Annotated in this window: 12 protein-coding genes; 6 read left to right on the top strand and 6 right to left on the bottom strand. The window is 72.4% G+C overall.

Translation table 11 applies throughout. The annotated features are described in order from the left end of the window. Nucleotides 1-246: 246 nt before the first annotated feature. The 5 genes from KM933_RS37750 to KM933_RS37730 all read left to right on the top strand — a co-directional run bounded on the left by KM933_RS37750 (nt 247) and on the right by KM933_RS37730 (nt 4,801). Nucleotides 247-834: a pyridoxamine 5'-phosphate oxidase family protein gene (locus KM933_RS37750; RefSeq protein ID WP_221361738.1), complete on the top strand. Its 588-nt coding sequence runs from the start codon at nt 247-249 to the stop codon at nt 832-834. A gap of 2 nt (nt 835-836) precedes the next feature. After that, complete coding sequence (locus KM933_RS37745; protein WP_221361737.1) at nt 837-1,553, top strand: L,D-transpeptidase family protein; 717 nt, start codon at nt 837-839, stop codon at nt 1,551-1,553. A 237-nt stretch (nt 1,554-1,790) separates the two neighbouring features. Next, nucleotides 1,791-3,119 carry a ferredoxin reductase family protein gene (locus KM933_RS37740; protein WP_221361744.1) on the top strand — a complete coding sequence of 443 codons (1,329 nt, stop codon included), beginning with the start codon at nt 1,791-1,793 and terminating at the stop codon, nt 3,117-3,119. Nucleotides 3,120-3,138: 19 nt separating this feature from the next. Next, the gene (locus KM933_RS37735) at nt 3,139-4,002 is read left to right on the top strand and encodes an FMN-binding protein (RefSeq protein ID WP_221361736.1); all 864 of its coding nucleotides are present in this window, start codon (nt 3,139-3,141) and stop codon (nt 4,000-4,002) included. Between the two features lie 61 nt (nt 4,003-4,063). Next, nucleotides 4,064-4,801, top strand: a complete 738-nt coding sequence (locus KM933_RS37730; RefSeq protein WP_221361742.1) for an FAD:protein FMN transferase — start codon at nt 4,064-4,066, stop codon at nt 4,799-4,801. 191 nt (nt 4,802-4,992) lie between these two features. Here KM933_RS37730 and KM933_RS37725 read toward each other — a convergent pair whose 3' ends face one another. The 6 genes from KM933_RS37725 to KM933_RS37700 all read right to left on the bottom strand — a co-directional run bounded on the left by KM933_RS37725 (nt 4,993) and on the right by KM933_RS37700 (nt 10,647). Next, entirely contained in the window at nt 4,993-5,529 is a 537-nt protein-coding gene (locus tag KM933_RS37725) for an arginine repressor (protein WP_221361735.1), read from the bottom strand. 7 nt (nt 5,530-5,536) lie between these two features. Next, on the bottom strand, nt 5,537-6,766 hold the full coding sequence (locus KM933_RS37720; RefSeq protein WP_221361734.1) for an acetylornithine transaminase: 1,230 nt from the start codon (nt 6,764-6,766) through the stop codon (nt 5,537-5,539). Then, nucleotides 6,763-7,701, bottom strand: coding sequence for an acetylglutamate kinase (gene argB / locus KM933_RS37715; RefSeq protein WP_221361733.1), 939 nt, complete (start codon nt 7,699-7,701; stop codon nt 6,763-6,765). The genes KM933_RS37720 and argB overlap by 4 nt, the downstream gene beginning before the upstream one ends. Further along, a complete protein-coding gene (gene argJ, locus KM933_RS37710) occupies nt 7,698-8,849 on the bottom strand; it encodes a bifunctional glutamate N-acetyltransferase/amino-acid acetyltransferase ArgJ (protein WP_221361732.1) in 1,152 nt (383 codons plus the stop codon). Before argJ ends, argB begins: the two co-directional genes overlap by 4 nt. Nucleotides 8,850-8,961: 112 nt before the next feature. Further along, nucleotides 8,962-9,990, bottom strand: a complete 1,029-nt coding sequence (gene argC / locus KM933_RS37705; RefSeq protein WP_221361727.1) for an N-acetyl-gamma-glutamyl-phosphate reductase — start codon at nt 9,988-9,990, stop codon at nt 8,962-8,964. A gap of 270 nt (nt 9,991-10,260) precedes the next feature. After that, nucleotides 10,261-10,647 (bottom strand): hypothetical protein, encoded by a 387-nt coding sequence (locus tag KM933_RS37700; RefSeq protein ID WP_221361725.1) that lies wholly within the window; start codon nt 10,645-10,647, stop codon nt 10,261-10,263. Between the two features lie 196 nt (nt 10,648-10,843). Here KM933_RS37700 and KM933_RS37695 point away from each other — a divergent pair. After that, a partial coding sequence (locus KM933_RS37695) for an IS3 family transposase (RefSeq protein ID WP_221361723.1) occupies nt 10,844-11,116 on the top strand: 273 nt, incomplete at its 3' end.

The raw sequence follows: 11,116 nt of genomic DNA, 5'->3' as shown, positions 1-11,116 counted from the left end.
CATCGAGACCGCCATCGGCCGCGCCGCCGCCAAACCCGAGGGCCTCGAAGCACTCGCTCCCTGCGAGCTCAACCAGTAACCGTCCCGTTCCCCCCACGGGCGCCCCGCAGTCCGGGCGGGGCGACCCCGGGACCCGTGCGCCGACCGGCCTCGGGTCCCGGGGCCCAGCCGTCTTCAACGGTCCGGTCGCCCCCAGGGACACAAATACTTAGACAGGCGAAAGAAAACCGGCGACAATCGTTCGGCATGGGAAAGACCTACGAGCGCATAGACGGCCGGCTGCGTACGTTCATCGAGGCGCAGCCCCTCTTCTTCACCGCGACCGCGCCCCTGTCGGGCGACGGCACGGTCAACCTCTCCCCCAAAGGACTGACCGGATCGTTCGCGGTCCTCGACGGTCTCACCGTCGCCTACCTGGACTTCGCCGGCAGCAACGCCGAGACGATCGCGCACCTGCGGGAGAACGGGCGGATCACCCTGATGTGGTGCGCCTTCGAGGGACCGCCGAACATCGTCCGCGTCCACGGCCGGGGCGAGCCGGTCTTCCGCGACGACCCGCGCTTCGCGGGACTCCTCGCCCGTTTCCCGGACATCGACCCGGACCCGCACGGCCTGCGGGCGATCATCGTGGTGACCGCCGAACTCGTCCGGGACACCTGCGGTTACGCGGTCCCCTTCATGGCGTACGACGAGGACCGCGACCTGCACGCCAGGCGCTTCGCGCGGGAGGACGACGTCTCGCTGAACGCGTACTTCGAGAAGAAGGAGTACATAGGGAGCAGCCTGGACGGCCTACCCGGGCTGCCGCTGCCCCTGCCGCCCCGTACCGTCTGAGCATGCGCCCCGGAGCCGCCGCCCTCGCGTCCGTGTCACTCCTCGTCCTGGCCGGCGGCCCCGCCGCCGGCCAGGACGGGAGCGGGCGGTCCCCGCTGCCCGGGCGGACGGCCGACACGGGCGGCGGCAGCCAGCTCATCGTCGCGCGGGCCGCCCGCACCTCCTCCACGACCGGCACGGTCACCTGGTGGGACCGTCATCGCGGGCGCTGGACGAAGGCCGGTTCCGCACCGGCGCGGTTCGGCGCCGGCGGGCTCGTGGAGGGCGGCGCCCGCGTGCAGGGCACCGCCACCACACCGGCCGGTCTGTACGACCTCCCCCACGCCTTCGGCATCCGGCCCGCGCCCGGGGGGACGGACATGCCCTACCGCCGGGTGCGGGAGACCTCCTGGTGGTGCCAGGACAACGACTCCCGCTCCTACAACCGGTGGACCGACCCCCGCCCCGCCGACTGCCGCGCCACCGAGGCGGAGCACCTGGTCTCGTACGGGACGCAGTACGCGTACGCGCTCGTCGTCGGTTTCAACTACGAGCGGCCGGTGCGGGGGCGCGGCGCGGGGATCTTCCTGCACGTCGACGGGGACGGGGCGACCGCCGGTTGCGTGTCCGTGCCCCGGGACGCCATGCGGCGCATCCTGGACTGGGCCGAGCCCGGCCGGCACCCGCACATCGCCATCGGGACGGACGAGGGCGGACCGACCTCGCTCACCGGCCACTGACCCGACCCACCGCCGACCCACCGCCGGTCCGCCGCCGGTCCGCCGCCGATCCGCCGGGGACCGCCACACTGCCGGTTACCGCGGGTCTCAGCAGTTCACGGCTTGCCCGGTGGTCCGTTGAACACACGGCCGCCCCGGGACGTACCACTGGGCCGAGGGGTCACTCCCCTTCCCAGCGTCCCCCACGGAGGAACCGTGAGCACGATCGCCGGCGGTCGCGCCGCGCGGCGCCAGACGATGCGCCGTATCCGCCCTCGCCGCTCCCCCGCCGTCCCGTTGCTGATCGCCGTGTGGGCGGGCGCGGCGGCGGTGATCTGGCTGTGGTGGAGCAACACGCCGGCCATCGCCGACGACAAGGCCCGGATCCTGAACGCGGGCCGGATCACCGGTCTGCTGGCCGGATACCTGATGGCCCTGGTCGTCCTGCAGATGGCCCGGGTGCCCGCGCTGGAGCGCCGGGTCGGGTCGGACCGGGTCGCCCGCTGGCACGCCATGAGCGGCCGCTACATGCTCTGCCTCACCCTGGCCCACATCGGACTGACGATGTACGGCTACGCCCTGCAGGCGAACACCGGCGTCGTCGAGCAGACCGTCGACGCGGTCACCACCCTCCCCGACATGGGCAAGGCGGCGATCGGCACGGGGCTGCTGCTGTTCATCGGCCTGATCTCGGCGGGCGGACTGCGCAGGAGGATCCCGTACGACACCTGGTACCACCTCCACCTGCTCACGTACGCGGCCGTGTACCTCTCCTTCTGGCACCAGCTGTCGACCGGCAACGACTTCGCCGTCGAACCCGCCGCGACCACGGCCTGGTACGCGCTGTACGGGACGGTCACCGCGCTGGTCCTCTGGTACCGGGTGATCACCCCGGTCCGGCTGAACCTGCGCCACCGGATGCGGGTCGAGGAGGTCGTCGAGGAGGCACCCGGCGTCGTCTCCGTGCTGATCGGCGGGAAGCGGCTGCACCGCATCGGCGCCGAGCCGGGGCAGTTCTTCCGCTGGCGGTTCCTGGCGCCGGGCATGCGGCTCAGCTCGCACCCGTACTCGCTGTCGGCCGCGCCGCGTCCGGATCTGCTGCGGATCACCGTGAAGGCACTGGGCGACCACAGCACCGCGCTGAAGGGCCTGAAGCGGGGCACGCGGGTGTGGGCCGAGGGCCCGTACGGGGCGCTGACCGCGTCCCGGCGCAGCCGCGGCAAGGTGCTGCTGATGGCGGGCGGCGTGGGCATCACCCCGATGCGGGCGCTGTTCGAGACGCTGCCCGCGGAGCGCGGCGACCTCACGCTGCTGTACCGGGCCAACAGCACCCAGGACCTGGCGCTGTGGGACGAGCTGTCCGCGATCGCCGACGAGCGCGGGGCCCGGCTGATGTACGCGGTGAACAGCCCCGGCGGGGAGCGCCCCGACATCAACCCGGACACGCTGCGCCAGAAGATGCCCGACATCGACGAGCACGACGTGTTCCTGTGCGGGCCGCCCGGCTTCGCCGAGGACGCGTACACCGCACTGCGCGGCGCCGGCGTGCCCGCCCGCCGCATCCACCACGAGTCCTTCGAGCTGTGAGGAACGGGAGTCCGGACCGATGAAGAAGAGCCATCCCCTGCGCCGCATCGTGCTGGCCGGCGCCGCCACGGTGTCCGGGATCGTCCTGCTGCTGTCGCTGAAGCCCGCCTCGGACCCGGCGGCCGCGTCCGCCGACGGCGCGCCGCAGCGACAGCAGCAGCCGGCCGCCCCGCAGGGGTCCGGGGGCGCGCAGGCCGCGGGCGGCACCCAGGTCCAGACCCTCACCGGTGACGTCGTCAGGACCGAGTACGGCAACGTCCAGGTGCGCGTCACCGTGGCCGGCGGGAAGATCACCTCGGCCGCCGCCGTGCAGTCGCCCAGCGGCGGGCGCTCCACCACGGTCAGCGCCGACGCGGTGCCGAAGCTGAACCGGGCCGCCGTGACGGCCGGTACCGCCGACATCGACGCGGTCTCCGGCGCCACCTACACCAGCGGCGGCTACCGGAAGTCCCTCCAGTCGGCCCTCGACAAGGCGGGCGCGCCCGGCGGCGGCACGGCCGACGCGAGCGGCACGGGGGGCGGCAGCGGATCGGGCGGCGGCACAGGCAGTGGTACGGGCGGCGGCAGTGGTTCGGGCGACGCGAGCGGCTCGGGTGCGGGCGCCGCGCAGGCGAGGACCGTCACCGGCGAGGCCGTCACGACCGACTACGGCCCCGTGCAGGTACGGATCACCGTGAGCGACGGGAAGATCACCGGGGCCGAGGCGGTGCAGCAGCCCGAGGGCGGCCGCAGCGACCAGATCAACGGCGCCGCGGTGCCGAAGCTGAACGCGGCGGCGGTCGCGGCGGGCAGCGCCGACATCGACGCGGTCTCCGGCGCCACCTACACCAGCGGCGGCTACAAGGAGTCCCTGCAGTCGGCCCTGGACCAGGCCGGTGGCTGATCCCGCCGGCCCGGCCGACCCGGCCGGTTCACCTCCCGCGGTGCGTCACGCGGAGGAGGTGATGGGCACGGTCTTCTCCTTCGACGTCCGGGGCGGTGAACCCGGGGCCGTGCGGGCCGCACTGGCGGAAGCCGTCGCGCAGCTCCACGTGGTGGACGAGGTGTTCAGCACCTACCGCGAGGACAGCCAGATCTCCCGGCTGGCCCGCGGTCTGCTGACCGTGGACGAGTGCGACCCGGAGGTCGCCGAGGTGCTCGGCCTGTGCGCCGAGGCGGAGCGGCTGAGCGACGGCTGGTTCAGTTCGACGTACGCCGGTTCCCTCGATCCGACCGGCGTCGTGAAGGGCTGGTCCGTCGAACGCGCGGCGCGGCGGCTCGTCGCGGCCGGGGCGACCGGGGTGAGCGTGAACGGCGGCGGCGACGTGCAGATGTACGGCGTGCCGGGACCGCACCGGCCCTGGCGGGTGGGCGTGTCCGACCCGCTGCGTCCGGGCGGTCTGGCCGCGGTGGTCTCCGCGGCGGGCGTCGACCGGCTGGCCGTGGCCACGTCGGGCTCCGCCGAGCGCGGTGCGCACATCATGGATCCGCGCACGGGCCGCACCGCGGTCACCGACCTGGTGGCGGTGACCGTGGTCGGCCCCCGCATCACCTGGGCGGACGCCTGGGCGACGGCGGCCTTCGCGATGGGTTCCCGCCAGGCGCTGGCCTGGCTGGAGTCCCTCCCGGACGTCGAGGCCCTGCTGATCACGGCGGGCGACGAGGTCAGATGCACGGGGGGCCTGGCCGGCCGGCTGGGCTGAACCGGGCCTTCGCGGGACCTTCACGGGGCGGCTCGGGGGCTTCGCGAGGCGGCTCGGGGGTCGGCTGCGGGTGCGTCGTGGCTGGTCGCGCAGTTCCCCGCGCCCCTGAGAAGCGCCCCCGTCAGGGGCGCGGGGAACTGCGCGGGCGACCACCGCGGACCGGCACCCGGGAAGGCGCCCCGCGCACTCCCTCAGTGATGACTCTGGGCCAGCCGCAGCAAGTGGTCGGCCAGGGCCTGCCCCCCGGTGGGGTCCCGGCTGATCAGCATCAGCGTGTCGTCCCCGGCGATCGTCCCCAGCACGTCCCGCAGTTCCGCCTGGTCGATGGCCGAGGCGAGGAACTGCGCGGCCCCGGGCGGGGTCCGCAGGACCACGAGGTTGGCCGACGCCTCCGCGGAGATCAGCAGCTCCGCGGAGAGCCTGCGCATCCGCTCCTCCTTCGCCGACTCCCCCAGCGGAGCGCGGGGCGTACGGAAGCCCCCCTCGCTCGGCACCGCGTAGATGAGGTCGCCGTCGTTGTTGCGGATCTTCACCGCGTTCAGCTCGTCCAGGTCCCGGGAGAGCGTCGCCTGCGTGACGTTCAGCCCGTCGTCGGCGAGCAGCTTCGCCAACTGGCTCTGCGAGCGCACCGGCTGCCGGTTGAGGATGTCCACGATCCGGCGGTGGCGTGCGGTGCGGGTCTGCGGGACGGCGGGTCCCGCGTGGTCGTGATCCTGCGCCTGACTCATCGTCGTCTCATTCTCCGGTTCGTCCGTCCCCGTCGGTCACCGTGTCGAGAACACCGGGAAGGGCCCGGAGGAACGCGTCCACCTCGTCCTCGCCGATGTTCAGGGGCGGCATCAGCCGTACGACATCGGGGGCGGGCGCGTTCACCAGGAGGCCGGCGTCCTGAGCCGCCTGTTGCACGCGGGGCGCGAGCGGCTCGGTGAGCACGATACCGAGGAGCAGGCCCGCGCCCCGGACATGGCCGACCAGCGGGTGGCCGAGCGACTCGACGCCCTCCCGGAGCTTCTCGCCGGCCCGCTTCACGTTCTCCAGCAGGCCCTCGGACTCGATCGTGTCGAGGACGGCGAGGCCCGCGGCGCAGGCGACCGGGTTGCCGCCGAACGTCGTGCCGTGGTGACCGGGCTTCAGGAACTGCGCCGCGCGCCCGAAGGCGACGGTCGCGCCGAGCGGCAGGCCGCCGCCCAGGCCCTTGGCGAGCGTGACGACGTCCGGCAGGACGCCCTCGTGCGCCTGGTACTCGAACCAGTGGCCGGTCCGGCCGACCCCGGTCTGCACCTCGTCCAGGACGAGGAGGCTGCCGGTGGCGGCGGTGATGGCGCGGGCCGCCTTCAGATAGCCGGGGGGCGGTACGACCACGCCGTTCTCGCCCTGGATCGGCTCGATGACGACCAGCGCGGTGTCCTCGGTGACGGCGGCGGCCAGCGCCTGCGGGTCCCCGTACGGGACGTGGGTGACGTCACCCGGCAGCGGCAGGAACGGGTCCCGCTTGCCCGGCTGGCCGGTGAGGGCGAGGGCTCCCATGGTCCGGCCGTGGAAGCCGCCGTCGGTCGCCACCATGTGCGGGCGGCCGGTCAGCCGGCCTATCTTGAAGGCGCCCTCGTTGGCCTCGGCGCCCGAGTTGCAGAAGTAGACGCGGCCGTCCCGCCCGAAGAGCTGGAGCAGCCGTTCGGCGAGGGCGACGGGCGGCTCGGCGACGAAGAGGTTGGAGACGTGGCCGAGGGAGGCGATCTGCCGGCTCACGGCCTCGACGACCGCCGGGTGGGCGTGGCCGAGCGCGTTCACCGCGATCCCGCCGACGAGGTCCAGGTACTCCTTGCCGTCGGCGTCCCACAGCCTGGTGCCGGCGCCGCGGACGAGGGGCAGCCGGGGGGTGCCGTAGTTGTCCATGAGCGCGCCCTGCCAGCGCCGGGTGAGTTCCCTGTTGGCGGTGGGCTCCTCGGGTTCCCCGTGGGTGGTCATGCGTCCCCCTCCGCATCGGGCACGACCATCGTGCCGATGCCCTCGTCGGTGAAGATCTCCAGCAGGATCGAGTGCTGGACCCGGCCGTCGATCACCCGGGCGGTGTTGACCCCGTTGCGCACGGCGTGCAGGCAGCCCTGCATCTTCGGCACCATGCCGCTGGCCAGCTCGGGCAGCAGCGTCTCCAGCTCCTTCGCGGTGAGCCGGCTGATGACCTCGTCGGAGTTCGGCCAGTCCTCGTAGAGGCCCTCGACGTCGGTGAGGACCATCAGTGTCTCGGCGCCCAGCGCCGCAGCGAGTGCCGCAGCCGCCGTATCAGCATTGACGTTGTAGACATGTCCGTCGTCCTCGCTACGGGCGATCGAGGAGACGACCGGGATGCGGCCGTCGGCGAGCAGTGCCTCGATCGCGCCCGTGTCGATCGCGGTGATCTCGCCCACCCGCCCGATGTCGACGAGTTCCCCGTCGATCCGCGGCCGGTGCTTGACTGCGGTGATGGTGTGCGCGTCCTCGCCGGTGAGTCCCACGGCGAGCGGACCGTGCTGGTTGAGCAGTCCGACCAGTTCCCGCTGGACCTGCCCGGCGAGCACCATGCGTACGACGTCCATGGCGTCCTCGGTGGTGACCCGCAGGCCCGCCTTGAACTCGCTGACGATGCCGTGCCGGTCCAGGGCCGCGCTGATCTGCGGGCCGCCGCCGTGCACGACGACGGGCTTGAGCCCGGCGTGCCGCAGGAACACGACGTCCTGGGCGAACGCGGCCTTCAGGTCCTCGTCGATCATGGCGTTGCCGCCGAACTTGATGACGACGGTCTTCCCGTTGTGCCGGGTCAGCCAGGGCAGCGCCTCGACGAGGATCTGCGCCTTGGGCAGCGCGGTGTGCTTGCGCGTGCCGCTCGTGCCGCTCGTGCCGCTGGTGCTGTTCGTGGCGCTCATGACGAGTACGCGCTGTTCTCGTGGACGTAGTCCGCGGTGAGGTCGTTGGTCCAGATCGTGGCGCTCGCGCCGCCCGCCGCGAGGTCGGCGACGATGTGGACCTCCCGGTAGCGCATGTCGACCTGGTCGCGGTCCTCGCCGACGGAGCCGTTCCTGCAGACCCAGACGCCGTTGATGGCGACGTTCAGCTCGTCGGGCTCGAAGGCCGCGGACGTCGTGCCGATGGCGGAGAGCACCCGGCCCCAGTTGGGGTCCTCGCCGTGGACGGCGCACTTGAGGAGGTTGTTGCGGGCGATGGAGCGGCCGACCTCGACGGCGTCGTCCTCGCTCGCCGCGTTCACGACCTCGACCCTGATGTCCTTGCTGGCGCCCTCGGCGTCCCGGATCAGCTGCTTGCCGAGGTCGTCGCAGACGGTCCGCACGGCCTCGGCGAACTCCGCGTACTCCGGGGCGACCTGCGAGGCGCCGGAGGCGAGCAGCAGCACGGTGTCGTTCGTCGACATGCAGCCGTCGGAGTCGACCCGGTCGAAGGTGACCCGGGTGGCCGCCCGCAGCGCCCTGTCCAGGGTGTCGCCGTCGACGTCGGCGTCCGTGGTGAGGACGACCAGCATGGTGGCGAGGCCGGGGGCGAGCATGCCCGCGCCCTTGGCCATGCCGCCGACGGTCCAGCCGTCGCCCCGGGCGACCGAGGTCTTGTGGACGGTGTCGGTGGTCTTGATGGCGATGGCGGCCTTCTCGCCGCCGTGCTCGGACAGGGCCGCCGCGGCCTGCTCCACGCCGGGCAGGAGCTTGTCCATCGGGAGCCGGATGCCGATGAGCCCGGTGGAGGCGACGGCCACCTCGCCCGCGTTGTGCCCGAGCACCTCGGCCGCCTTCTCGGCGGTGGCGTGCGTGTCCTGGAAGCCCTTGGGTCCCGTGCAGGCGTTGGCGCCGCCGGAGTTGAGGACCACGGCGGAGAGCCGGCCGCCCTTGAGGACCTGCTCGGACCAGAGCACCGGCGCGGCCTTCACGCGGTTGGAGGTGAAGACGCCCGCCGCGGCGAGACGGGGCCCCTCGTTGACCACGAGGGCCAGGTCGGGGTTGCCGTTCTCCTTGATCCCGGCGGCGACACCGGCCGCCGTGAAGCCCTGTGCTGCCGTGACGCTCACTGCGACTCCTTGTTCGTCCCGCCGCGGTAGCGGCTGATGTCACTGCCGCCCGTGCGGCGCAGAGGTGCGGCATTCGTCCTCGTCTGCGACCCGGTGGCCGCACGCGCGCCACTCACGGGGCGACTCCGATCGTGGAAAGCCCCGTGCTCTCGTCGAGGCCGAGGGCGATGTTCATGCTCTGGACGGCACCGCCCGCGGTGCCCTTGGTGAGGTTGTCGATGGCGCTGATCGCGATGATGCGCCCCGCGGCCCCGTCGTACGCGACCTGCACCTGAACGGCGTTGGAACCGTGGACGGACGCGGTCGCCGGCCACTGCCCCTCGGGCAGCAGGTGCACGAACGGCTCGTCGGCGTACGCCTTCTCGTAGGCGGCGCGCACGGTCTCCGCGGTGACGCCGGGCCTGGCCCTGGCGCTGCACGTGGCGAGGATGCCGCGGGACATCGGGGCGAGGGTCGGGGTGAAGGACACGGTGACGGCCTCACCGGCGGCCTCGCGGAGGTTCTGGACCATCTCGGGGGTGTGCCGGTGCCCGCCGCCGACCCCGTACGGGGACATGGACCCCATGACCTCGCTGCCGAGCAGGTGCGCCTTCGGGGCCTTGCCGGCGCCGGACGTGCCGGAGGCGGCGACGACGACGGCCTCGTTCTCCGCCAGGCCGGCCGTGTAGGCGGGGACGAGCGCCAGCGTGACGGCCGTGGGATAGCAGCCGGGCACCGCGACGCGCCTGGACCCCTCCAGCGCGGCGCGGGCACCCGGCAGTTCGGGCAGGCCGTAGGGCCAGGTCCCGGCGTGCGCCGAGCCGTAGAACCGCTCCCAGTCGGCCGCGTCCTTCAGCCGGAAGTCGGCGCCCATGTCGACGACCAGGACGTCCGGGCCGAGCTGCTCGGCGACGGCGGCGGACTGCCCGTGGGGCAGCGCCAGGAAGACGACGTCGTGTCCCGCGAGCACCTCGGCGGTGGTCTCCTCCAGAACGCGGTCGGCCAGCGGCAGCAGGTGGGGTTGCAGCGCGCCGAGCCGCTGTCCGGCGTTGGAGTTGCCGGTCAGGGCACCGATCTCGACCTCGGGGTGCACGAGGAGCAGGCGCAGCAGTTCCCCGCCCGCATACCCGCTCGCTCCGGCCACTGCCGCACGTACCGCCATGGAACCCTCCTTATGGATGGCATGACTATACGTTTCCTTGCACGTTTATGCAATCTTCCTCGGGGGAGAGCCGGACCGGTCGGCAGACGGGACGCCTTCTTCCTACCCGCGCTCCGGGGAGGTTCATACCGACGGCCGGCGGCCGGCGGCCGTACCGCCGACCGGACAGCGGGGGACGGCCACCTGGAGCCGACCGCGTCACCCTGCATGGGGTCACACGGCCGCAGAAACCGGTGTGCTCCTGCGGCCGCGTGTCACTCGCTCAGGGAGTCAGGGTTCCCGCCGGCGCATGAAGGAGACCGTTCTTCCTGCGTTTCGCTCGGCCGCAGGGGCGGGGACGGCACGGCCCCCCTTGACCACTTCGACCCCTTCCCGTGTGGCGGTTGCCACACCTGCCGAGAAAGCGACGGCGAGGATCTCCACCAGCATGCTGTTGACACCCGCCTGCGGGAACGGCGTGATCGAGGAGAACGCCTGCGCGTGATCACGGAGCCAGTCCTCGTCCGCCGCCACGGTCAGCCACTCACCGTCGGACCGGATGAGCACGCTCGCCGCCCCCAGAGTCAGGGCTTCGGTGGCGATCATCCCAGCCAGCTCGACCGGGTCGTAGACCCCCAGACGAAAGAACCGGCTTTCGTTCTCGAGCAGGTAGTCCATTGGATCGAGTGGAATGATGTCTTCAGGGTGATATTTCAATCTCGCCGCCCTGCCTGAGTTCATTGAAGAGGTTGAAGGCCGATGGGGGATGTGGAACTCATACCCCTCAAATTTGGGAGACTTAGGCGACTCCGGAGTTTTCCGGCTCACAGCCCCGGCCTCCTCGAACCTGCTCATCGCAGTGTCCGTAATNAACGTGGCCCGCTCCTCTTTCTACGCCTGGAGCTCGGCGGCGCAGACGCGAGCCGCCCGGAAGGCTGCCGACGACGCCCTCGCCCACGAGATCACCGTCATCCATGTCGCGTCCCGCGAGACCTACGGAGTCCCGCGCATCCACGCCGAACTGCGCAGACTGGGTCGCCGTGTGAACCGCAAGCGCATCGCCCGCCTCATGCGCGAGCGCGGCATCCAGGGTGCTCATCGCCGCAAGCGGCGCTCGCTGACGAGGCCGGACAAGAAGGCCCGGCCG

The organism is Streptomyces beigongshangae, assembly GCF_019710745.1.
Lineage (GTDB): Bacteria > Actinomycetota > Actinomycetes > Streptomycetales > Streptomycetaceae > Streptomyces > Streptomyces beigongshangae.
The sequence above is the reverse complement of the archived record's forward strand: the minus strand, read 5'-3'. Positions and strand labels throughout refer to the sequence as shown.

Bases quoted from the DNA above. Each gene is read 5' to 3' on its own strand.
- KM933_RS37725 (WP_221361735.1), bottom strand. From the start codon at position 5,529: ATGAGTCAGGCGCAGGATCACGACCACGCGGGACCCGCCGTCCCGCAG.
- KM933_RS37730 (WP_221361742.1), top strand. From the start codon at position 4,064: ATGGGCACGGTCTTCTCCTTCGACGTCCGGGGCGGTGAACCCGGGGCC.
- KM933_RS37700 (WP_221361725.1), bottom strand. From the start codon at position 10,647: ATGGACTACCTGCTCGAGAACGAAAGCCGGTTCTTTCGTCTGGGGGTC.
- KM933_RS37740 (WP_221361744.1), top strand. From the start codon at position 1,791: ATGCGCCGTATCCGCCCTCGCCGCTCCCCCGCCGTCCCGTTGCTGATC.
- KM933_RS37735 (WP_221361736.1), top strand. From the start codon at position 3,139: ATGAAGAAGAGCCATCCCCTGCGCCGCATCGTGCTGGCCGGCGCCGCC.
- KM933_RS37720 (WP_221361734.1), bottom strand. From the start codon at position 6,766: ATGACCACCCACGGGGAACCCGAGGAGCCCACCGCCAACAGGGAACTC.
- argC (WP_221361727.1), bottom strand. From the start codon at position 9,990: ATGGCGGTACGTGCGGCAGTGGCCGGAGCGAGCGGGTATGCGGGCGGG.
- argB (WP_221361733.1), bottom strand. From the start codon at position 7,701: ATGAGCGCCACGAACAGCACCAGCGGCACGAGCGGCACGAGCGGCACG.
- KM933_RS37745 (WP_221361737.1), top strand. From the start codon at position 837: ATGCGCCCCGGAGCCGCCGCCCTCGCGTCCGTGTCACTCCTCGTCCTG.
- KM933_RS37750 (WP_221361738.1), top strand. From the start codon at position 247: ATGGGAAAGACCTACGAGCGCATAGACGGCCGGCTGCGTACGTTCATC.